19 protein-coding genes are annotated in these 21,655 nt (G+C 75.2%); 15 read left to right on the top strand and 4 right to left on the bottom strand.

Features of this window, described 5'->3' with window-relative positions; genetic code table 11:
* Nucleotides 1-32: 32 nt before the first annotated feature.
* The 6 genes from LN652_RS06700 to proB all read left to right on the top strand — a co-directional run bounded on the left by LN652_RS06700 (nucleotide 33) and on the right by proB (nucleotide 8,037).
* The gene (locus LN652_RS06700) at nucleotides 33-758 is read left to right on the top strand and encodes a TIGR03936 family radical SAM-associated protein (protein WP_230443902.1); all 726 of its coding nucleotides are present in this window, start codon (nucleotides 33-35) and stop codon (nucleotides 756-758) included.
* 324 nt (nucleotides 759-1,082) lie between these two features.
* Nucleotides 1,083-4,481 (top strand): Rne/Rng family ribonuclease, encoded by a 3,399-nt coding sequence (locus tag LN652_RS06695; RefSeq protein ID WP_230443901.1) that lies wholly within the window; start codon nucleotides 1,083-1,085, stop codon nucleotides 4,479-4,481.
* 182 nt (nucleotides 4,482-4,663) lie between these two features.
* Complete coding sequence (rplU, locus tag LN652_RS06690) at nucleotides 4,664-4,963, top strand: 50S ribosomal protein L21 (protein WP_230443900.1); 300 nt, start codon at nucleotides 4,664-4,666, stop codon at nucleotides 4,961-4,963.
* Nucleotides 4,964-5,007: 44 nt separating this feature from the next.
* Nucleotides 5,008-5,262: a 50S ribosomal protein L27 gene (gene rpmA, locus LN652_RS06685; RefSeq protein WP_230443899.1), complete on the top strand. Its 255-nt coding sequence runs from the start codon at nucleotides 5,008-5,010 to the stop codon at nucleotides 5,260-5,262.
* Nucleotides 5,263-5,348: 86 nt separating this feature from the next.
* Nucleotides 5,349-6,914, top strand: a complete 1,566-nt coding sequence (gene obgE / locus LN652_RS06680) for a GTPase ObgE (RefSeq protein ID WP_230443898.1) — start codon at nucleotides 5,349-5,351, stop codon at nucleotides 6,912-6,914.
* The gene (proB, locus tag LN652_RS06675) at nucleotides 6,904-8,037 is read left to right on the top strand and encodes a glutamate 5-kinase (RefSeq protein ID WP_230443897.1); all 1,134 of its coding nucleotides are present in this window, start codon (nucleotides 6,904-6,906) and stop codon (nucleotides 8,035-8,037) included. The genes obgE and proB overlap by 11 nt, the downstream gene beginning before the upstream one ends.
* A gap of 34 nt (nucleotides 8,038-8,071) precedes the next feature.
* Here the strand turns inward: proB and LN652_RS06670 are convergent, their stop codons facing one another.
* Nucleotides 8,072-8,392, bottom strand: a complete 321-nt coding sequence (locus tag LN652_RS06670) for a nucleoside triphosphate pyrophosphohydrolase family protein (protein ID WP_230443896.1) — start codon at nucleotides 8,390-8,392, stop codon at nucleotides 8,072-8,074.
* Between the two features lie 131 nt (nucleotides 8,393-8,523).
* Between LN652_RS06670 and LN652_RS06665 the strand changes: the two genes are divergently transcribed.
* Nucleotides 8,524-9,177 carry a nucleotidyltransferase domain-containing protein gene (locus LN652_RS06665; protein WP_230443895.1) on the top strand — a complete coding sequence of 218 codons (654 nt, stop codon included), beginning with the start codon at nucleotides 8,524-8,526 and terminating at the stop codon, nucleotides 9,175-9,177.
* On the opposite strand, the gene LN652_RS06660 is transcribed toward LN652_RS06665, so the two are convergent.
* Complete coding sequence (locus tag LN652_RS06660; protein WP_230443894.1) at nucleotides 9,174-10,409, bottom strand: hypothetical protein; 1,236 nt, start codon at nucleotides 10,407-10,409, stop codon at nucleotides 9,174-9,176. The two genes, LN652_RS06665 and LN652_RS06660, sit on opposite strands and share 4 nt — an antisense overlap.
* Before the next feature lie 74 nt (nucleotides 10,410-10,483).
* On the opposite strand from LN652_RS06660, the gene LN652_RS06655 reads away from it, so the two are divergent.
* From LN652_RS06655 to LN652_RS06645, 3 genes are read left to right on the top strand one after another with little or no spacing between them, the layout of a single operon-like run.
* Nucleotides 10,484-11,665: a cysteine desulfurase family protein gene (locus LN652_RS06655; protein ID WP_230443893.1), complete on the top strand. Its 1,182-nt coding sequence runs from the start codon at nucleotides 10,484-10,486 to the stop codon at nucleotides 11,663-11,665.
* Between the two features lie 11 nt (nucleotides 11,666-11,676).
* On the top strand, nucleotides 11,677-12,777 hold the full coding sequence (gene mnmA / locus LN652_RS06650; RefSeq protein WP_230443892.1) for a tRNA 2-thiouridine(34) synthase MnmA: 1,101 nt from the start codon (nucleotides 11,677-11,679) through the stop codon (nucleotides 12,775-12,777).
* Nucleotides 12,774-13,763 carry a uroporphyrinogen decarboxylase/cobalamine-independent methonine synthase family protein gene (locus tag LN652_RS06645; RefSeq protein ID WP_230443891.1) on the top strand — a complete coding sequence of 330 codons (990 nt, stop codon included), beginning with the start codon at nucleotides 12,774-12,776 and terminating at the stop codon, nucleotides 13,761-13,763. The genes mnmA and LN652_RS06645 overlap by 4 nt, the downstream gene beginning before the upstream one ends.
* Here the strand turns inward: LN652_RS06645 and LN652_RS06640 are convergent.
* Complete coding sequence (locus LN652_RS06640) at nucleotides 13,675-15,063, bottom strand: hypothetical protein (RefSeq protein WP_230443890.1); 1,389 nt, start codon at nucleotides 15,061-15,063, stop codon at nucleotides 13,675-13,677. The two genes, LN652_RS06645 and LN652_RS06640, sit on opposite strands and share 89 nt — an antisense overlap.
* Nucleotides 15,064-15,187: 124 nt before the next feature.
* Here LN652_RS06640 and LN652_RS06635 point away from each other — a divergent pair, with 124 nt between their 5' ends.
* Genes LN652_RS06635 through LN652_RS06615 form a run of 5 tightly spaced genes read left to right on the top strand, consistent with a single transcriptional unit; the run spans nucleotide 15,188 to nucleotide 20,978 of the window.
* Nucleotides 15,188-16,201, top strand: coding sequence for a glycosyltransferase family 2 protein (locus LN652_RS06635; protein WP_230443889.1), 1,014 nt, complete (start codon nucleotides 15,188-15,190; stop codon nucleotides 16,199-16,201).
* Nucleotides 16,198-16,926, top strand: a complete 729-nt coding sequence (locus tag LN652_RS06630; RefSeq protein ID WP_230443888.1) for a class I SAM-dependent methyltransferase — start codon at nucleotides 16,198-16,200, stop codon at nucleotides 16,924-16,926. Before LN652_RS06635 ends, LN652_RS06630 begins: the two co-directional genes overlap by 4 nt.
* The gene (locus LN652_RS06625) at nucleotides 16,923-17,828 is read left to right on the top strand and encodes a lysylphosphatidylglycerol synthase domain-containing protein (protein ID WP_230443887.1); all 906 of its coding nucleotides are present in this window, start codon (nucleotides 16,923-16,925) and stop codon (nucleotides 17,826-17,828) included. The genes LN652_RS06630 and LN652_RS06625 overlap by 4 nt, the downstream gene beginning before the upstream one ends.
* Nucleotides 17,825-19,432 carry a glycosyltransferase family 39 protein gene (locus LN652_RS06620; RefSeq protein WP_230443886.1) on the top strand — a complete coding sequence of 536 codons (1,608 nt, stop codon included), beginning with the start codon at nucleotides 17,825-17,827 and terminating at the stop codon, nucleotides 19,430-19,432. The genes LN652_RS06625 and LN652_RS06620 overlap by 4 nt, the downstream gene beginning before the upstream one ends.
* Complete coding sequence (locus LN652_RS06615) at nucleotides 19,422-20,978, top strand: hypothetical protein (RefSeq protein ID WP_230443885.1); 1,557 nt, start codon at nucleotides 19,422-19,424, stop codon at nucleotides 20,976-20,978. The genes LN652_RS06620 and LN652_RS06615 overlap by 11 nt, the downstream gene beginning before the upstream one ends.
* Here the strand turns inward: LN652_RS06615 and LN652_RS06610 are convergent.
* Nucleotides 20,962-21,597 (bottom strand): alpha/beta hydrolase, encoded by a 636-nt coding sequence (locus LN652_RS06610; protein WP_230443884.1) that lies wholly within the window; start codon nucleotides 21,595-21,597, stop codon nucleotides 20,962-20,964. The genes LN652_RS06615 and LN652_RS06610 overlap by 17 nt on opposite strands.
* Between the last annotated feature and the right edge of the window lie 58 nt (nucleotides 21,598-21,655).

The following is a 21,655-nucleotide window of genomic DNA, read 5'->3' as shown; positions in this document are numbered from 1 at the left end:
CCACAGACCGCGGGCGACTACCGTTTCCCCTCGTGCCCCAGCAGCAGCCCGAGCAGCAGGCCCCGCCCGTCCAGCGCCTCCGCGTGCGCTACGCCAAGCGGGGTCGGCTTCGTTTCACCAGCCACCGCGACTTCAGCCGCGCGTTCGAGCGCGCGGTGTTCCGCGCCCGGGTGCCGATGGCGTACTCGTCGGGCTTCAACCCGCACCCGCGGATCTCCTACGCCGGCGCGGCGCCGACGGGGTCCGCGAGCGAGGCGGAGTACCTCGAGCTCGCGCTCGCCGAGGTGGTCGACCCGGCCGCGATCCACGCGGTGCTCGACGAGGCGCTCCCGCCCGGCCTCGACGTGCTCGAGGTCGTGGAGTCGCCCGGCGGGTCGCTCGCCGACCTGCTCGAGGCCAGCCGCTGGCGCATCGACGTGGCGGCCACCCCGGACGTCGCGTCCGCGGCGGCGGAGCGGTTCCTCGCCGCGGACGAGGCGCTCGTGGAGCGGATGACGAAGAAGGGGATGCGCGAGTTCGACGCGCGCGGTGCGGTGGTCGCGCTGGCGGTCCTGCCCGAGGCCCCCGCGAGCGGGCGTACGTCCCTCGACGTCGTGCTGCGCCACGGCACCCCGGCCGTCCGGCCCGACGACGTGCTGCGCGGCCTGGCGACGGTCGCGGGGCTCGACGCGGGGGAGGCACCGCTGATGACCCGCCTGGCCCAGGGGCCGCTGCTGGACTCCGGCGAGGTCGGCGACCCGCTGGCGGCTCGCGCATAGGGCGAGCCGGCCACGCGTGTGCGATACTCGCCACGTTCGACGCCCTGACGACCGTCAGGACCACGTCGAGCCGACGACGTTCTCGCCGGCCGCACCACGTGGCCGGCACCCCGGACGGGTGGACGTCACCGGACCGCGACGCGGCCCCAGGAGTCGGTGACAGCGACTCCCCCCGGGCCCGGCGACCGCGGCGGGTGGCGGAAGGCCTTCGGAGACGCATCCCGCGGAGGGGGTCGCCGCCACAGAAGCTTTGCGTCCCCGGGATCGCCGTGCGAGAGCGGTGGGCGCCGTATCGGCACCGTGAGGGTGCCCGAGGAGCACCGCATGCTCGATTCCGACCAGCCCGACAGCACCACCGAGACGCAGGCCGGCGAGGTGAGCGCGGCGCAGGACACGCCCGCGGCGCCGGTCGTGACCCGCCGGACCCGCGCCTCGCGTGCGAGGAAGTCCGCCCCCGCCGCGGCCGACGCCCGGCCGACGCTCCGGCCGACGCCGCCGAGGCCGCCGAGGCGGCCCCGGCGAAGAAGGCCGCCGCCAAGCGCGCGCCGGCCAAGAAGACGGCCGCCAAGCGGACCGCCAAGAAGAAGGCCCCGGCGCCAGCCCGCGACCGGGCCCGACGACGCCGCGGACGGCACCCCGGCCGACGCTCCGGCCGACGCCGCCGAGGCCGCCGAGGCGGCCCCGGCGAAGAAGGCCGCCGCCAAGCGCGCGCCGGCCAGGAAGACGGCCGCCAAGCGCACCACCAAGAAGGCGGCGGCCGCGCCGGCCGTCGACGACGCGCCCGCGGCCGACGCCCCCGACGAGGACTCCGAGACCGGGCACGCCGTGCTGTTCCAGGCGCCGGTCGTGACCACGACCCGACGCACCCGCAAGAAGGCCGCCCCCGCTCCCGCCGCGGTCGACGCCGGCGCGGACGCCGCGACCGACCCGGCGGACACCCCGGCGGACACCCCTGCCGCGGACGGGGCCTCCGGCGCCACGAAGCCCGGTGCGAAGTCCGGTGCCAGGAAGTCCGGCGGCAGGAAGTCGGGTGCGAAGAAGGCCGCCGCGGAGACCACCGCCGACGCCGCAGCCGGGACGACCGCGGGCGACACCGACCAGCAGGCGGCGTCCGGCCAGGAGCCCGCCGACGGCGCGGCCCCGCGCAGCCGCAAGCGGGGTGGCCGCAAGGCTGCCGCCGCGGCGGAGGCCACGGAGGTCGAGGAGGTCGAGGAGGTCGAGGCGACCGACGAGGACGAGACCGCCACCGACGCGGACGCCGTCGACGGGGACGCCACCGACGCGGACGCCGACGCGCAGGCCGACACCGACACCGACACCGACGCCGAGGACGGCGAGCAGTCCGACGACGCCACCGACGGCGAGGGCGGCTCGCCGCGCCGGCGCCGCCGCCGCGGCGGCCGCAGGCGCCGCAAGTCCTCCGACGCGTCCGGCGAGGGGTCCGAGGACGGCGACGGCGACGGCGGTGACGCCGAGGCGTCGGCCGGCTCCGACGACGCGTCCGAGGCCGGCTCGACCGGCCCCGACCAGTCCGACGCCGCCGACGGGTCCGGCGAGGGCTCCTCGCGCCGCCGCCGGCGCCGGCGCCGCGCCGGCGACGACGGAGGGGGCGACGACGACGACCCGAACACCGTCACGCGGGTCCGCAAGGGTCGCAGCGCCGAGGACCAGATCACCGCCGTGGCGGGGTCGACGCGCCTCGAGGCCAAGAAGCAGCGTCGCCGCGAGGGTCGCGAGGCCGGTCGCCGGCGCGCGCCGATCGTGAGCGAGGCCGAGTTCCTCGCCCGCCGCGAGTCGGTCGACCGCGTGATGGTCATCCGCCAGCGCGAGGACCTCACCCAGATCGGCGTCCTCGAGGACCGGGTGCTCGTCGAGCACTACGTGGCCCGCGAGTCGCAGACCTCCCTCATCGGCAACGTCTACCTCGGCCGGGTGCAGAACGTCCTCCCGTCGATGGAGGCCGCGTTCATCGACATCGGCAAGGGTCGCAACGCGGTCCTCTACGCCGGCGAGGTCAACTGGTCGGCGCTCGGCCACAAGGACGGCCAGCCCCGCAAGATCGAGTCGGTCCTCACCAGCGGCCAGATGGTGCTGGTGCAGGTCACCAAGGACCCGATCGGCCACAAGGGCGCCCGCCTGACCAGCCAGGTCAGCCTGGCCGGCCGGTTCCTCGTCTACGTGCCGGACGGCACCACGTCCGGGATCTCGCGCAAGCTGCCCGACACCGAGCGCAACCGGCTCAAGACCCTGCTCAAGGAGATCGTCCCCGACACGGCCGGCGTCATCGTGCGCACCGCGGCCGAGGGCGCGAGCGAGGAGGAGCTGACGCGCGACGTCGAGCGCCTCAAGTCGCGCTGGGAGGAGATCGAGAAGAAGGCGACCCACAAGGGCTCGGGCCCGCAGCTGCTCTACGGCGAGCCGGACCTCACGCTGAAGGTCGTCCGCGACCTGTTCACCGAGGACTTCTCCAAGCTCGTCATCGAGGGTGACGACGCCTGGGACACCGTCCGCGGCTACGTCGAGCAGGTCGCCCCCGACCTCGCCGAGCGCGTCGAGAAGTACCAGCGCAACGGCGCCGGCGACGTGTTCGCGACCTACCGGGTCGAGGAGCAGATCAGCAAGGGCCTCGACCGCAAGGTGTGGCTGCCCTCGGGTGGCTCGCTGATCATCGACCGCACCGAGGCGATGACGGTCGTCGACGTCAACACGGGCAAGTTCACCGGGTCCGGCGGCAACCTCGAGGAGACCGTCACCAAGAACAACCTGGAGGCCGCGGAGGAGATCGTCCGCCAGCTCCGGCTGCGCGACATCGGCGGCATCATCGTCGTCGACTTCATCGACATGGTCCTGGAGTCCAACCGCGACCTGGTGGTGCGCCGCCTCGTCGAGTGCCTGGGCCGCGACCGCACCCGGCACCAGGTCGCCGAGGTGACCTCGCTCGGCCTGGTCCAGATGACCCGCAAGCGGATCGGCACCGGGCTGCTCGAGGCGTTCAGCGAGAACTGCGAGCACTGCCACGGCCGCGGCGTCGTGGTCCGCGACCAGCCGGTCGACCCGCACCAGAAGGCCGAGGAGGGCGAGGGCCGTCGGGGCAGCCGCCGTCGCGGCCGTCGCGGCGCCGCCGGCGACAACGGCGACAACGGTGGCGAGCAGCGTCCGGCCGAGCAGTCGTCGGCCGCCCCGTCGCCCAAGGACGTCGCAGCCATGGCGCGCCACGAGAAGCCGGCCGACGAGCCGGCTGCCGAGGAGCCCACCGCAGACGTCGTCGAGCCCGTCGAGGCCGAGCCGGAGCAGTCCGAGCCCGCCCCGGCCGAGCTTGAGCAGGTGGAGCCGGAGCAGGTGGAGCCGGAGCAGTCCGAGCCGGAGCAGTCCGAGGCCGCCCCGGCCGAGCCCGAGCTGGTCGAGCCCGAGCGGCCGGAGCCCGAGCCGGCTCCGCAGGCCACCGAGCCCGAGCAGGCGCCCGGGCCGGAGAAGCCGCGGGTGGTGACGCGTACGCGCCGCCGCTCCGCGAGCCGACCGGCCGGCCCGCCGGCCGCGCTGCCCCTGGCGACGGCGACCTCCGGGGTCGCCGGCACCCTCCCGGAGTCCGGCCTGGTCGAGCCCGGCACCGCCGAGGTGGAGCCCGGCGCCACCACCGCGACCGACGGCTCCGTGGCGCCGGCCGCCGAGGCGTCGACGGTCGAGCACGTCCCGATCAAGCGGAAGGGTTCGCGCAAGCGCTGACCCCGGGCGGCGGCCGGGCCTCGTTTTGCCCGGTCGCCACCCGATCCCGTAGTCTTGTCCCTCGGTGTTCGACACACCGATTCTGCGCGCCCGTCACGTGGCGTACTCGCCCGGATTCCAGGCGGTGTCGTGCGCAGTCCCGCAATTTTCATCACCTGTAGTTCTGAGGAGAGTGACTCGCCGTGTACGCAGTCGTGCGCAGTGGCAGCAAGCAGCAGAAGGTTGCCGTCGGCGACGTCATCGAGATCGACGCGATGGCTGCCACCGGCGACACCCTGACCCTTCCGGTGGTCATGGTCGTCGACGGCGAGAAGGTCACCGCGACCGGTCTCGACAAGGCGAGCGTGACCGTCGAGGTCACCGGCCGCACCAAGGGCCCGAAGATCATCATCCAGAAGTACAAGAACAAGACCGGCTACAAGAAGCGCCAGGGTCACCGCCAGAAGTACACCCAGGTCAAGGTCACCGACATCTCCCTCTGAGCGCTCGCTCGAGGTCGACCAAGTCTCTTCAGAAGGACTGAACAATGGCTCACAAGAAGGGTGCCGCGAGCACCAAGAACGGTCGTGACTCCAACGCCCAGCGCCTCGGTGTGAAGCGCTTCGGCGGCCAGGTCGTGGGTGCCGGCGAGATCATCGTCCGCCAGCGCGGCACGCACTTCCACCCGGGCACCGGCGTGGGTCGCGGTGGCGACGACACGCTGTTCGCCCTGCAGGCCGGCGCCGTCGAGTTCGGCACCCGCCGCGGTCGTCGCGTGATCAACGTCGTTCCCGGCGAGTGACGCTCCCGCGACACTGAACGTCTTCACCGAAGGGCGCCCCTAGACTCGGGGCGCCCTTCGCCATTTCTGCAGCAGAAGGATTCGTCATGGCCATCCCCACGTTCGTCGACCAGGCCACGCTCCACCTCGCGGCCGGACGGGGTGGCAACGGCGTCGCCTCGGTCAAGCGGGAGAAGTTCAAGCCGCTCGGTGGCCCCGACGGCGGCAACGGCGGCCAGGGCGGATCGATCATCCTGCAGGTCGACACCAGCGTCACGACGCTCGTCGACTACCACCACAGCCCCAAGCGCCGCGCCGAGAACGGCGGCCAGGGCGCGGGCGACCACAAGAACGGCGGCAACGGCAAGGACCTCGTCCTGACCGTCCCCGACGGCACGCTGGTCAAGGACCAGGATGGCGAGGTCCTCGCCGACATGGTCGGCCACGGCACGACCCTCGTGGTCGCGCAGGGTGGTCGCGGCGGCCTCGGCAACGCCGCGCTCGCCTCGTCGAAGCGCAAGGCGCCCGGCTTCGCGCTGCTCGGCGAGCCCGGTGACGAGCTCGTCGTGCGCCTCGAGCTGAAGGTCGTCGCCGACATCGGCCTCGTCGGCTTCCCGAGCGCCGGCAAGTCGTCGCTGATCGCCGCGATCTCGCGGGCCCGGCCCAAGATCGCCGACTACCCCTTCACGACCCTGATCCCCAACCTCGGCGTGGTCACGGCCGGCGAGACCACCTTCGTGGTCGCCGACGTGCCCGGGCTGATCGAGGGCGCGGCCGACGGCCGCGGGCTCGGCCACGACTTCCTGCGCCACGTCGAGCGGTGCGCGGCGATCGTCCACGTGGTCGACACCGCGTCCATCGAGCCGGGCCGCAACCCCCTCGACGACCTCGAGGTCATCGAGCGCGAGCTGGCCCGCTACGGCGGCCTCGAGGACCGCCCGCGCCTGGTCGCGCTCAACAAGGTCGACGTCCCCGACGGCCAGGACATCGCGGACATGGTGGTCGAGGAGCTGCGCGGCCGCGGCCTGCGGGTCTTCGAGGTGAGCGCGGCGTCCGGCGCCGGCCTGCGCGAGCTCACCTTCGCGATGGCCGAGATCGTGGTCGCGGCTCGGGCCACCGCGCCGGCGGTCGAGCCCGAGCGGATCGTGATCCGCCCGCGGTCCGTCGACGGCGGCGACGACTTCGAGGTCGTCGGCACCGAGGACGGCTGGCGGGTGCGCGGCACGAAGCCCGAGCGGTGGGTGCGCCAGACCGACTTCAGCAACGAGGAGGCCGTCGGCTTCCTCGCCGACCGGCTCAACCGGCTGGGCGTCGAGGTCAGGCTCGCCCAGATGGGCGCCCAGGAGGGCGACACGGTCATCATCGGCCCCGAGCACAACTCGGTCGTCTTCGACTTCAAGCCCAGCATCGAGGCCGGTGCCGAGATGCTCGGCCGGCGCGGCGAGGACGAGCGGCTGCGCGAGGCCCGTCCGGCCCGCGACCGCCGCCGCGAGATCGCGGAGGGCATGGAGACCAAGGCCGAGGAGGAGGCCCGCGCGGACGTCGCGCGCCGCCTCGACGCCGAGCGCGCCAAGAAGGGCCCCAACCGCAGCACCGGCAGCTCCGGCGTCGGTCCGATGGCCTACGAGATCGGCACGAAGGACGACCCCGACTGGGACGGCAGTGACGACTGACGCCCCGACCGCCCGGGCCGACCTGGTGTCGGCCGCGCGGCGGATCGTGGTCAAGGTCGGCTCGTCGTCGCTCACCACCGCTGCCGGCGGCATCGACCCCGCGCGCGTACGCCGCCTCGTCGAGGTGCTCGCGGCCGCGCGCGACGGCGGCGCCGAGGTCGTCCTGGTGTCGTCCGGCGCGATCGCCGCGGGGCTGGCTCCGCTGGGCCTGTTCTCGCGGCCGCGTGCCCTCGCCGCCCAGCAGGCCGCCGCGTCGGTCGGCCAGGGCCTGCTGGCCCACCGCTACCAGGAGGAGTTCGCCCGGCACGGGATCGTCACCGGCCAGGTGCTGCTCACCGTCGACGACGTGATGCGGCGGGCGAGCTATCGCAACGCCCACCAGACCTTCGCCAAGCTGATCGAGCTCGGCGTGGTGCCGATCGTCAACGAGAACGACACGGTCGCCACCTCCGAGATCCGCTTCGGCGACAACGACCGGCTCGCGGCGCTCGTCGCCCACCTGGTCCACGCCGACCTGCTGGTCCTGCTCTCCGACGTCGACGGCCTCTACGACGGGCCGCCCTCGCGCCCGGGCTCGCGCCTGGTCCCGCTCGTGCGGTCGGAGGCCGACCTCGCCGCGGTGACCATCGGCGCGGCGGGCGCCGCCGGCGTCGGCACCGGAGGCATGACGACCAAGGTCGACGCCGCCAGCATCGCCACCGGCGCCGGCATCGACGTCCTGCTCACCTCCGCCGACCAGGCCGCCGCCGCGCTGGCCGGCACAGAGGTCGGGACGCTCTTCGAGGCCACCGGCAAGCGGCGCCCGACCCGGCTGCTGTGGCTGGCCCACGCCACGTCGGGGCAGGGCAGCCTGACCCTCGACGCCGGCGCGGTCCGAGCGGTCGTCGAGCGCGGCGCCTCGCTGCTGCCGGCCGGCATCACCGCCGTCGAGGGCTCGTTCGTGGCCGGCGACGCGGTCGACCTGCTCGGTCCGGACGGCGCGCTCGTCGGGCGCGGGCTGGTCGCCTTCGACGCCGACGAGGTGCCCGCGCTCCTCGGCCGGTCGACCGGTGAGCTCAAGGCGTCGCTCGGCGCGGCCTACGAGCGCGAGGTCGTGCACCGCGACGACCTGGTGCTGCTCTAGCCGGAGGATCCGCTCCCGCCGCACGTGCGGCCGCTCAGTCCTCCGCGGCGAGCGAGGCGTCGAGCTCGTCCATGGTCGAGGTGAAGGCCGCGGCGAGGTCGACGTCGTAGGCGTCGGCCAGCGTCATCACGCACCAAAGGCAGTCGGCCAGCTCGTGGGCGAGCGCCTCGTCGAGGTCCTCGCGCGGACGGACGCCGGCCTTGCCCTGCACGAGCTTGGCGAGGTCGCCCACGTCGCCGACGAAGCCGAGCATCACCTCCTCGGTCGTCCACGACCGGCCGTAGGCCGACGCCTCCACCTCGGCGTACCTCGCCCGGATGGCGCGCGCCCGCTCCCGCATCTGCTCGAAGTCCATGGGCCGATCCTGTCCCACGCGGGGCCGGAGGGCCTGAACCCAGCGACACAGTCGCGGGACGCGGCGTGTCGCGCCGGGAGCACGTGTCGCGGGCGGTTCCGGCGGGGAGCGGCCCCGACTAGCCTGCGGGGGTGCACTGGACGCCGAGCGAGGACGACGAGGCGGAGCAGGCCGCGTTCGAGCGGCTGTGGGGCGCGTGGCGGGCGCTGGACCCGGCGGGGCTGAAGGACTTCATGGCCGACTACGACCGGGAGTGGTGGGTGGTCGGCGGCTGGGCCATCGACGCCTTCACCGGGCAGCACCGCCCGCACGACGACATCGACGCGGTCATCTGGCGCCGCGACCTGCCCCGGCTGCGCGAGCTGGTGGGGGAGCGGCACCACGTCTGGGCGGCCGGCAGCGGGATGATCCGGCCCGTCACCGACGAGTGGCCGGAGCCGCACCCCGGGGCCGGGCAGGTGTGGCTGCGCGACCACGCGCTCGCGCCGTGGTTCCTCGACTGCCTGCTGTCCGAGGACATGGACGGCCTGTGGGTCTCGCGCCGCGACCCCGACCACGTGGCGCCGCTCGCGGACGTCACGTGGGTCGCCGACGACGGGATCCGCTACATGCGGCCCGAGGTGGTGCTGCACCACAAGGCACGGCCGTCGCGGACCAAGGACGCCGCCGACCTCGCCGTCGCCTGGCCCCTGCTGGGCGCGACCGAGCAGGACTGGCTGCGCGAGGCCGTGCGCCGCGAGCGCGCTGACCACCCGTGGCTGGAGCGGATGGCGTTGGCCGGCTAGGCCGAGCGGGCCCAGGCGAGGGCCTCGGCGACGAGGTCCCGGGTCGTGAGCCCGACCTCGGCGCGGACCAGGTCCTCCACGTCGCCGGGGAACAGCGCCTCCTGCCGGCGGAAGCTCTCCACGAGGTCCCACAGCACGTCCTCGCCGCGCGTGGCGGCGAGGTACGCGCAGGCGAGGTGGGCGAGGTCGTAGTTGAGCCGCGGGTCGCGCTGGTAGAAGTCGCGGCCGGTGGCGAGGCTGCGCGGCGTGGCCCCTGCGAGCGCTTCCGCGAGGACCCGGCGGCGGGTGACCTCGTCGTAGGCGGCGGCGTGGGCGACGTGCTCTGCCGCGCCCTCGGTCAGCCAGGTCGGGCTGCGGTCGTCGGCGTCCCCGAGGGCGACGTGGACCAGCTCGTGGCGGAACAGGATGCCGCGCCACTCCTCGCCCGCGGTGTGGACCGGGTTGACGGCGAAGCGGTAGGCGACGGACCGCTTGCTGCCCGGCCGGCGGGTCACCGGGAAGGCGACGCCGGCGGTGTCGTCGACCGTCATCGCGCTCATCTGGTCGATGGCGTCGACGTCGGAGATGTCGTAGGCGACCACCCGGCCGGACCACGGCGGGAGGAGCGGGCGGATGGCGTCGCGGGCGGCGACGACGTCGGCGTGCACCGGACCGGCGTCGGCCCGCGTCTCGTCGTCGAAGACGGCGAGGACGCCGTCGGACTCCTCGACCGTGATCGCGGTGACGTCCCACGGCGCCGGCACCCAGCCGGTGAACGCGTCGCTCTGGACGTTGCGGTCGCTGGTGAGGAGGACCTCGTCCTCGTCCCCGACGAACGTGTAGACCAGCGGCTGCGTGACGGCGCCCTCGTCGTAGCCGTCGAGGCGCATGGTGAAGTCGACCGGCAGCTGGAGGTCGCCGGCGCCCGAGATGCGCGTCATCACGCCCTCGTCCCCGAGCTCGAGCGCGAAGTCGGTCGCCGGGAGCTGGGCGACGTTGTCCCACCAGCGGGCCTGGGTGCGGGCGAAGTCCTCGGCCGCGGGGTCGACGGTGGCGAGGAACGCGTCGCGGTCGCCGTCGACCAGCGCCTGCTCGCGCCGCTCGACGAGGTCGAGCGCGGCGTCGCGCAGCGACTCGTCCATCCCCGCCGGCGCGGTGCGCTCGGGGGCGGGCGTCGGCTCGTCGCCGCCGGCCCGGCAGCCGGCGAGCGGGAGCAGCACGAGGGAGGCGAGCCAGGCCCGGGACGCACGCATGCGCCGGAGCCTAGGTGCTCGGCGGGGCACGCGGGGCGGGATCGCCGAGGTCACCCGCGTAGGCTTGGCAGGTCATGAGCGAGCGCATCGTCTACCTCGACCACGCCGCGACCACGCCGATGCTGCCGGTCGCGGTCGAGGCCATGACGCGCCACCTCTCCGGGGTCGGCAACGCCAGCTCGCTGCACGCCTCGGGCCGCGGCGCCCGACGGGTCGTGGAGGAGTCGCGCGAGGCGATCGCAGGAGTCGTCGGAGCCCGCCCCGGCGACATCGTCTTCACCTCGGGCGGCACCGAGTCCGACAACCTCGCGCTGAAGGGGATCTTCTGGGCGCGTCGCGCCGAGGACCCCCGTCGCACCCGCATCCTGTCCACCGCCGTCGAGCACCACGCCGTGCTCGACCCGCTGCACTGGCTGGCAGACAACGACCACGCCGAGGTCGAGCTGCTGCCCGTGTCGGGCGAGGGCGTGCTCGAGGTCGACGCGCTGCGGGCCTCGATCGAGCGCGACCCCGCCTCCGTCGCGCTGGTGTCGGTGATGTGGGCCAACAACGAGGTGGGCTCGCTCCAGCCGCTCGAGGAGGTCGTCGCGCTCGCCGCCGAGCACCGGATCCCGGTGCACACCGACGCTGTGCAGGCGCTCGGCCAGGTGCCGGTCGACTTCGCCGCCTCCGGCGTCGACGCGCTGACCTTCACCGGCCACAAGGTGGGCGGCCCGTACGGCGTCGGCGCGCTCGTGGTGCGCCGCGACCTGCCGGTCAGCGCGCTGGTGCACGGCGGCGGCCAGGAGCGCGACATCCGCAGCGGCACCCTCGACGTCCCGGCCATCGCGGGCCTCGCGGCCGCCGTCGAGGCGTCGGTCAAGGGCCAGCACGACCACGCGGCGCGCGTCGCGGCCCTGCGCGACGACCTCGTGCGCCGGGTGCTGGCGGCCGTGCCCGACGCGCACCTGCACGGTGCCCCCGTCGGACCCCGGCGGCTGCCCGGCAACGCCCACATCGGCTTCCCCGGCTGCGAGGGCGACTCGCTGCTGATGCTGCTCGACGCCCGCGGCATCGAGTGCTCGACCGGGTCGGCGTGCTCGGCCGGGGTGCCGCAGCCGTCCCACGTGCTGCTGGCGATGGGCTGCGACCCGGACCAGGCGCGGCACTCGCTGCGCTTCTCGCTCGGCCACACCACCACCCCCGCCGACGTCGACGCCCTCGTCGAGGCCATCGGTCCCGTCGTGGAGCGCGCCCGCTCCGCGCGGGCCCGCTGAGGGGGCGACCGGTGAGGGTGGTCGCCGCCATGTCGGGCGGGGTGGACTCGGCCGTGGCCGCCGCACGCGCGGTCGAGGCCGGGCACGACGTGACCGGCGTGCACCTCGCGCTCAGCCGCAACCCCGCGTCGTACCGCACCGGCGCCCGCGGCTGCTGCACCATCGAGGACAGCAACGACGCCCGCCGCGCCGCGGACGTCATCGGCATCCCGTTCTACGTCTGGGACCTCTCCGACCGCTTCCACTCCGACGTGGTCGAGGACTTCATGGACGAGTACGCCGCCGGCCGCACGCCGAACCCGTGCCTGCGGTGCAACGAGAAGATCAAGTTCGCCGCGGTGCTCGACCGCGCGCTCGCGCTGGGTTTCGACGCCGTGGCGACCGGGCACTACGCGCAGCTGCGGACCGGGGCCGACGGGCTGATCGAGATGCACCGCGCGGTGGACCACGGCAAGGACCAGTCCTACGTGCTCGGCGTCCTCGACCAGTCGCAGCTGCGCCACTCGCTCTTCCCGCTGGGCGACACCGACAAGCCGTCCGTGCGCCGTGAGGCCGAGGCGCGCGGCCTGCTGGTCGCCGACAAGCCCGACTCCCACGACATCTGCTTCGTCGCCGACGGCGACAACGCGGGCTGGCTGCGCGAGAAGCTCGGCGACCGCGCCCCCAACCACGGCGGCGAGATCGTCGACGTGACGACGGGGGAGACGGTCGGCAGCCACACCGGGACCTACGGCTTCACCATCGGCCAGCGTCGCGGGCTGCGCCTCGGCGTCCCCGCGCCGGACGGCAAGCCGCGGTTCGTCCTCGACATCGAGCCGGTCAGCGGCACCGTGACGGTCGGCCCGCGCGAGCGCCTCGCGGTCGACCACGTCTCCGGCATCCGGCCGCGCTGGTGCGGCACCGTCCCCGAGCGGGTCGACGGCACGGTCCAGCTGCGCGCCCACGGCGCCGAGCACCGCGCGGTGGTCGTGGTCGACGGCGACCGGGTGTCGATCGACCTGCTCGACCCCGCCGAGGGCATCGCGCCCGGCCAGGCCGCGGTGATCTACGACGGCACCCGCGTGGTCGGCTCCGCGACGATCGCGTCGACCCGCCCGGTGGTCGCCCCGTGACCGCGGCCACCGGCGTCGGGTCGATGCCCGGCACGACCGACGCCGAGCACGCCGAGGCCGTACGCCTCGTGCTGGGCGAGCTGCCCGACCTGCCGCACGTCCCCGAGCTGCCGGGACGAGGGGTGACCGCCGCGATGACCGGGCGGACGCTGGGCCTCGTCGACGGCATCGGGGCTGACCTGCAGCCCGCCGGCTGGCGGCTCACCGACACCAGCGGCGTCGACCACCGGCGGGCCCGGTCGCTCCTCGCGCAGGACCTCGACACCGTCGAGGAGGTCGCCCAGGGGTGGACCGGTGCCTTCAAGACCCAGGTCACCGGACCGTGGACGCTGGCCGCGACGGTCGAGAAGCCCCGGGGCGACAAGGTGCTGAGCGACCACGGCGCCCGCCGGGAGCTCGCCCAGGCGCTCGCGGAGGGGGTGCGCGACCACGTCGCGGACCTGCGGCGTCGCCTGCGCGGCGTCGACCGGCTCGTCGTCCAGGTCGACGAGCCGGCGCTGGCGGCCGTCCTCGCCGGCCAGGTGCCGACCGCGAGCGGCTTCGGCCGCCACCGCAGTGTCGACCTCCCCGAGGCCTCGGCCCACCTGGAGTGGGTGGTCGCCGCGATCACCGGTGCGGGGGCCGAGGCGTGGGTGCACTCCTGCGCCCCGCAGACCCCCTGGTCGCTGGTGGCCGGCACGGGCGTCACCGGTCTCTCGGCGGACCTCGCGATGCTCGGTCCCGCCGACCTCGACACCTTCGCCGAGGTGCTGGAGCAGGGACGCACGGCGGCGCTCGGCGTCGTGCCCTCGACCGACCCCGGCTCCCCGGTCTCCGACGCGCGCGTCGTGGAGCGGGTGCAGCGCTGGCTCGACATGCTCGGCCTCGACCCCGAGGAGGTGGGCGACCGCCTCGTGGTCACCCCGACCTGCGGGCTGGCGGGCGCGGGGTCGGCGTGGGCGTCACAGGCGCTGCGGCTCGCGACGGTGGTGGCGCGGAACCTGTGACCGGGCGGTCCGCGCGGTCGAGCCACACGGCGACCCGGGCGTCGCGCAGCACCCGCGCCGCGAGCAGGGTGGTGACCGCGACGACCACGGCCAGGGGCAGCACGTGGCCCGGCCGGTGCACGACGGCGTCGACGAACGCGTGGCGCCACCACACGTCGCGCACGGGGGAGTAGAGGTCGTCGGTGATCGCCCCGGTCGCGATCACCGTGACCTGCACGACGACCGCGGGCAGCACCCACCGGCGGGCTCGCGCGGAGAGGTGGGGCGTGGCCAGCGCGAGGGCCGGGGCCAGGCTGACGACCAGCTCGAGGCTGGTCCGGTAGCCGTAGAAGTGGTCGCCGCCGCTGAACCGGTTGAGCACGGCCTGGGTCACCGCGTAGGTCGCGCCGCCGGCGGCGAGCCAGCGGCTCCAGTCGGGGAGCGCGTGCCGGACCCGCCAGGCGGTCGGGCCGAGCACCACGAGGAGCGGGGCCCACCACAGCAGGCCCCGGTCGGCGGACACCACGAAGCCGAGCCAGTTGAGCGGGTCGAGCGCGTGGTCGAGGACGCCGCCGGTGAAGTCGCCGGCGCGGTAGCCCGACGACGGGTCCCACGAGCCGTACATCCACCGGGTCCAGGCCGACGACAGCGCGAGTGCGGCCGCCGCCGCCGCGCCCACGCGCAGCGCGATCCCCGGCTGCCGGCGCGTGCGGGCCAGGCCGAGGCCGACGACGGCGCAGATCACCGCCGCGTGCAGCCGGCCCCACAGCATCACGCCGCCGAACACCCCCACCAGCCACCACCGGCGGCGGTCGGCGGCCCACGCGGTGCCGAGGATGCCCAGGGTGGTGAGCGTGTGCGGCCAGACGGCGTCGGCCGCGACCGACCACACGGGCGTGCCGAGCGCGACGACCGCGGTCGCCGCGAGGGCGGTGCGGGTGCCGAGGTGGCGGCGCAGCACGAGGAGGAGCAGGACCATGGCCACGGCGGTGAGCAGCGCGGCCGTCAGCCCGCCCGGCAGCGGGTCGACCGTGCCGGGCCGGGCCAGGGCGTAGGCCGGCACGACGGCGGCGATCACGCCCGGCGCCCGTCCGACGGCCTCGCGCCCGTCGGCGGTCTCGACGATCCACGTCCCCCGGATGATGTTGTCGTCGAGGTAGGGGAACGACGCGATGTCCGGCACCGGGTCGCCGGTGAGCGCGACGTGGCGCGCGGCGAAGGCGGCGGTGCGGGCGTCGGGGCTCGGATCCGGGTTGCTGGTCGCGCCGTAGAGGGCGGCCAGCACGCCGAGCACGGCGAGCGGGACCAGCCACCGGGACATGCGCGCCATTGTCGTCGCGCCACCCGCGCGGGGCGAGGTCCGTGGCCGAGCGCTCTCCCAGCGTTCGCCCGCCGGACACCTGCCCGACCGTCCTGCGCCCCGGCGCGACCCTAGCGTCGCCGGCGTGAAGCTCGTGGTGCAGGTGCCGTGCCTCAACGAGGAGGAGACCCTCCCCCTCGTGCTGTCCTCGATCCCGGACCGGATCCCCGGGATCGACGAGATCGTCGTCGTCGTCGTCGACGACGGCAGCTCGGACCGGACCGTGGCGGTCGCGCGGTCCCACGGGGTGCGCGAGATCGTGCGCCACCATCGCAACCAGGGGCTGGCCCGCTCGTTCACCGACGGCGTCAACCACGCCCTCGCCATCGGCGCGGACATCGTGGTCAACACCGACGGCGACAACCAGTACCCGCAGGAGCGGATCGCGGACCTGGTCCAGCCGATCCTCCGGGGCGAGGCGGACATCGTGGTCGCCGACCGCCAGGTCCGCTCGATCGCGCACTTCTCGCCGGCGAAGAAGGCGCTCCAGCGCTGGGGCTCGCAGGTGGTCAACGTGGCGGCGCGCACCGAGCTGCCGGACGCGGCGAGCGGGTTCCGGGCGTACTCGCGCGAGTCGCTGATGCGGCTCAACACGGTGACCCGCTTCTCCTACTGCATGGAGACGATCATCCAGGCCGGCAACAAGAACCTCGCGATCACCAGCATCCCGGTCGTGACCAACGCGAAGACCCGCGAGTCGCGGCTGTTCTCCTCGACCCGCCAGCACGTCTTCCGCTCGGCGGCGGCGATCGTGCGGGCCTACGTGATGTACCGCCCGTACGTGATCTTCGGCGTGATGGCGCTGCTCTTCGGCCTGCTCGGGCTGGTGCCGTTCCTGCGCTACGCCGTCCTCGCCGCGACCGGCAACGGAGGCGGGCACGTGCAGTCGCTGCTGGTGGGCGCCGCGCTGGTCGTGGTGTCCTCGCTCTGCGTGATGCTGGGCATCGTCTCCGACCTGATCCGCACCAACCGGGCGCTCATCGAGGCCAACCTCGAGCACACCAAGCGGGCCCGCTACGACATCCTCCGGGTGCCGCCGGTGCCGGTCCTCGAGGCGCCGCCCGGGCCCCGGACCCCGCAGCGCGGGAGCGTCCGGTGAAGGGGCTCTACGTCCGGGCCGTCCGGCTGGTCGCGGCCCCGCTGCGCGCCCTCGGCGTCCTCGACCGGCTGCAGCGCCGCCACCCGCGCTCGCGGGCGGCGACCTGGGCGCTGTCGCTCCTCGCGATCCACGACGTCGACGGCCTGCACCGCCTCGACGTGCCGTGGTGGACCTTCGACTCCGCCGACCGGGTCGACGCCTGGCTGGGCGAGCACCCCGGCGCCCGGGTCTTCGAGTGGGGCTCCGGCGCCTCCACCCTGTGGCTCGCCGCCCGCGCCGCGTCCGTCCACTCGGTGGAGCACCACGCCGGCTGGGCGGACGTCATCGCGCCGCGCCTGCCCGACAACGTCACGCTCCGGGTCGTCGAGGCGCCGCGGGCCGCGGCGCCGGTCGTGCCGTCGGCGAAGCCCGGTCACGACGGCATGGACTTCGCCGACTACGTCGCCGCCATCGACGCGGTGCCCGGGGAGTTCGACGTCGTCGTCATCGACGGCCGGGCGCGCGAGGCCTGCCTGGCACGGGCCGTCGAGCGGCTCGCGCCCGGCGGCGTGATCGTCTTCGACAACGTCGACCGCCAGCGCTACCGGGAGGCCATCGACGCCGCCGTCGTCGCCACGGGCGACCGGATCGCGGTCACCATGACGCGCGGGCTCACGCCGGCCCTGCCGTACCCGACCCGCACCGCCCTGCTGCACGCGTCGCGGGTGCGCCCCGAGGTGGCGTGACCCGGCGCCGGGCGCTGGGCGCCGCCCGTCTCGTTTTCGTCCTGCTCACCCTGGCCTTCGCCTGGTGGGGCTTCCGCGGCCGGTGGGGCGAGATCGGTGCCGCCGCGTCGACGACCGGCCCGCTCCGGCTGGCCGGCGCCGTGGCCTGCGCTACCGCCGGGCTGGTGCTCACCGGCCTGCTGTGGCGGCTGCTGCTGCGCTGGCTCGGGTCGGACGTCGGCGTGCGCGACGCCGCGTCCGTCTTCTTCGTGGGCCAGCTCGGCAAGTACGTCCCCGGGTCGGTGTGGAGCATCGCCGTGCAGGCCCGGCTGGGCCGACGCCACGGCGTGCCCGCCCGATCCAGCGCCACCGCCTCGCTGGTCTTCCTGCTCGTCCACACCGCGACCGGCCTGCTGGCGGGCGGGTTGCTGGTGCTGCTGGGCGCGATCGACCTCGGCGCTCCTGGCCTGGACTACCCAGGTCCTCGCTGGCACCGCGCCCCGCCGCTGCTGACGGGTCGCCGACCGGCTGGCCGGACGAGGCGTGACGCGGTCCTCGGCGGGCCCGAGCTGGTGCGCGCCCTCGGGCTGATGGCCGCGGTGTGGGCGCTCCACGGCGCGTCGCTGCTGCTCCTCGTGCCGGGTGGCGGCGGCTCGCCCGGCCTCGCCGGCGCGGTGGCCGCCTTCGCGCTGGCCCACGCCGTCGGGGTGCTCGTCGTCCTCGCGCCGGCGGGCGTCGGCGCCCGCGAGGCGGTCCTGGTCGCGCTGCTCTCGCCGGTGGTCGGGGTGCCGGGTGCCGCCGCGGTCGCGCTCCTGTCGCGGGTCGCGCAGGCCCTCGCGGACTTCCTGGTCGCGGCGGGGGCCATCGGGTGTGCCCGGATCGGCCGGGTCCGCCCCGCCGCAGGGGCCGGGGCACGCGCATGAACGACCACCGTCCCTCCCGGGTCGGCGTGAGGCACCTGGTCGTGCTGGCCGTCGTGGTCGCGGTGGCGCTCGGCGTCCGGCTGGTCGGGATCCGGCACGGGCTGCCGTTCGCCTACAACCCCGACGAGGAGCTGCACTTCGTCCCCCCGGCGGCCCGCGCCGCCGAGGGCGACCTGGACCCGGGGTACTTCGAGAACCCGAGCGGCTTCACCTACGTCGTCGCCGTGGTGCTGCGTGCCGCGTTCCCCGGGCAGGACCTGCCGGCCCTCCTCGCGGACGACCCCGGGGCGGTGTTCCTCGTCGCCCGGGTCGTCTCCGCGGTGCTCGGCGCGCTCACCGTCGTCGCCGTCCACGCGGTCGGGCGCCGCGTCCTCGACCCCGCCGCCGGCCTGTGGGCCGCGGCCCTCCTCGCCGTCGCCTACCTCCCGGTCTTCTACGGCCACCAGGCGCTCAACGATGCGGCGACGCTGCTGCCGGTGGTCCTCGCGACCGGCGCCTGCGTCAGCCTCCACCGACGGGGCCGGTGGCGCGACGCCCTCGCCGCCGGGGCGCTCGTCGGGCTCGCGGCCGGGACCAAGTACCTCGCCGCGCCCATGGCGCTCGTGGTGGCCCTCGCCGTGGCGCTGCGGGTGGTCGCGGGCCGGCAGCCGGTCGGCCCGGCGCTCGCCCGCCTCGGCGGCGCGGCCGTCGCCTGCCTGGCCGGGGTGCTCGTGCTCAATCCCTACATCGCCCTCGCCGCGTCGCGGTTCTGGAGCGAGTTCCGCGGCCAGACCGGTCAGGCCTCGTCGGCCAAGCTCGGCCAGGACGGTTCGGCGTGGCTGGACTACCCGGTGTCGCTGCTGTGGGGCCTCGGCCTGGTGCCGGTCGTCCTGGCCGCGGCCGGCTTCGTGCTGCTCCTGCGCCGCGACCGGGGCACCGCCGTGCTGCTCGTGTGCTTCCCGGTGGTGCTCTACGTCAGCATGGCGGTCCAGGGCCGGTGGTTCGGCCGGTGGCTGCTGCCGGCCTACCCGGCGCTCGTCCTGCTCGCGGCCGTCGCGGCCCGCGAGCTCGCCGCGGTGGTGGCCCGCCGGGTCCCGGCCCCCGTCGCGACGGGTGTCGTGGGCCTGCTCGTCCTCGCCCAGCCGCTCGTCGACGTCGCCCGCAGCGACGTGCTGCTCACCCGCACCGACACCCGCCAGGTCGCGCTCGACGCCCTCCTCGCGCAGGTGCCGCCGGACAGCCGGCTCGTCGTCGAGCCCGCCCTGCCCCGGTCGTGGCTCGCCACCCTGCGCGACGCCCGGCTGGAGGTCCGCCCGGTCCCGCGGCCCCACCAGGCCTACGAGGCCCGGCTGGAGCCCGGCCTGCTCGACACCTACCGGTCCGAGGGCTGGTGCTGGGTGGTCGTGTCGGGCCAGCAGCGCGAGCGCGGCCTCGCCGCGGGGCTGCCGGGTGCGCTCGCCTACTACCGCGACCTCGAGGCGGAGGGGGACACGGTCGTGACGTCGTCGCCGTACGCCGACGGCGACCGCCCGCCGTTCTCCTTCGACTTCAGCTTCAACTACTACCCGCCCGCGCACCACCGACCGGGTCCGGTGATGGAGGTGCACCGCCTCCATGACTGCTGAGCCCGGCCACGTCCACGAGAGGGAGACCGTGATCACCACCATCCGTCGCAGCGCACGGTGGGTCGCCGACCGCCCGGACGCGGTGCCGCTGCTCATGGCCGGCCTGCTCCTCCTCGTCGGCGTGCAGGTCGCGCTGGTGTCCACGGTGCCGAGCTGGGCCAACGACGAGCCCGCCCACGTCGGCTACGTCGCCGCGCTCGCGGAGGGTCGGCTGCCGACCATCGAGACCGACATCGTCGACGACCCCGCCCGGTTCCCGCTGACGGCCGAGGAGTTCGCCGGTCGCGACGAGGAGCACGGCGACATCTGGACGGCCAACCACCCGCCGCTGTTCCACCTCGCGATGGTGCCGGTCTGGTGGGCCCTGTCCGACGTCAACCAGAGCGGCATGGTCATCACGATGCGGGTCGCGAACACGGCCGGCTTCGCGGTCTGGCTCTACCTCGTCGGCCTCCTCGCGCGGCAGCTCGTGCCCGGCCGGCCGGCCGTCGCGGCGCTGGCCGCGGTCGTCGCCGCCGCGCCGACCCTGGTGCTGCGCTCGTCCTACGCCCAGAACGACGGCTGGGCCGCCGCCTCCGCGGCGCTCCTGCTGCTGATGACGGTGCGTGTCCTGCGGGACGGGGCGACGTCCCACCGGGTCGTCGTCGCCGCGCTGGCGGGGACCGTGGCCGCCGGCACCCGCGCGCAGGGGGTGCTCCTGGTGGCCCTGTGCTCCGTGGTGCTGCTCGTGGTGCTGGTCCGCCGGTCGGGCTGGTCCGGGGCTGCGTGGCGGCGGGCCCTGGCGGTCGCCGCGCCGGTGGGTGGCCTGCCGGCCGCCGCCTGGGGCTGGTTCTACGTCCGCAACTACCGGCTCTACGGGGACTTCACGGGGCAGGACGCGCTGCTCGACAAGTTCGACCGGACCCCGGTCGCGCTCGACCGCCTCGGTGCGGTCCGGACGCTCGACCAGCCCGTGCTGGCCACCTCGCTGGTGCTGGTCGCGGCGCTGGTGCTGGTCCCGGTCGCCGTGATCGGCTCGGCCCGGCGCCACGGCGTCCGCTTCGACGCGGTGTGGATCCTGCTGTCCCTGCACACGCTGCTCACCGTGGTCAGCCTGGTCGGCTTCATGCGCGCCGGCGGCGGGTTCCACGACCGCTACCTCATGCAGGCGATGCCGCTGCTCGCCACCGTGACGGCGATCGGGATGGCCGGGGCCGGGCACTGGTGGCGGTCCGCCCCCCGGGGCACGCCGGCGGCCGACCGCCGGGACTGGTGGACCGCGACGGCGTGGGCCGTCGTGCTGCTCGCCTGGCTCGCCCGGACCCTCGTCTGGCTGGAGTACCGCCACGTCTTCGGCCACCAGGAGTTCTCGCCCGTCAACGGCCCGGTGCCGGACCTGCTCGCGACGATGGCCGCCGCGCTGGGGGTCGCGGTCGTCGGCGTGCTCGTGCGTCGCGCGCGGTCGGTGCACCGCCTCGACGACCTCGCCCACGAGGCGGCCCGGCTCGAGCCGGTCGACCGGCCGGGTCCGGTCGCCGACCGGGAGCTCGTCACTCGACGGGGTTGACCACCGGCGCGAGCACCTCGAGGGTCAGCCCGACGGCGACGTCGTGCCAGCGCTGCGACCCGCTGAGCATGTAGTGGCCGAGCGCGCCCATGTCGCGCAGGTCAGCGCTGTCGGCGACGCGGCGCGCGCGCTCGACGTAGCGCGTCGTCTCCTTGAATGAGGTGATCCGGTCGCGGCGGCCGTGGGCGGCGCGCAGCGTCCGACCGGCGAGCGTCGACACCGGGTCGTCGGCCGACCACCAGGGGGCGAGCCCGACGACGCCCACCACCGACGGGTCGTCGGCGACGTGGACCGCGACCCGGGCGCCCATGGAGTGACCGAGGAGCACCACCGGTACGTCGCCGTGCGCGGCGCGGAGCTCGTCGAGCGCCCGGCGGGCGTCCGCCACCCGGCCGTCCCCACCGTTCCAGCCGCGCTCGTCATAGCGGACCAGCCAGACGCCCGCGCCGGCGTCGGCCGCCCGGGGCGCCACCGACCGCGCGAGCCACGCAGCCCGGCGCCAGGACGCGCTGCGGCCGTCGACGGGCTGGCGCGAGCGGGGCTTGCCGCCGTGCAGGACGAGCACCATCGCGCTCGGGCGCTCGGGGCCGTCGTAGGTCGTCACGTGGAGGTCGGGCACGTCGGTCCTTCGGAGCCGGGGTCGTGGTGGATGGGATGCGGCGAGGGAGGACCCCGGC

The organism is Nocardioides okcheonensis (assembly GCF_020991065.1).
GTDB lineage: Bacteria > Actinomycetota > Actinomycetes > Propionibacteriales > Nocardioidaceae > Nocardioides > Nocardioides okcheonensis.
Note: the sequence above shows the minus strand (reverse complement) of the source record. Positions and strands in the feature narration are given on the sequence as shown.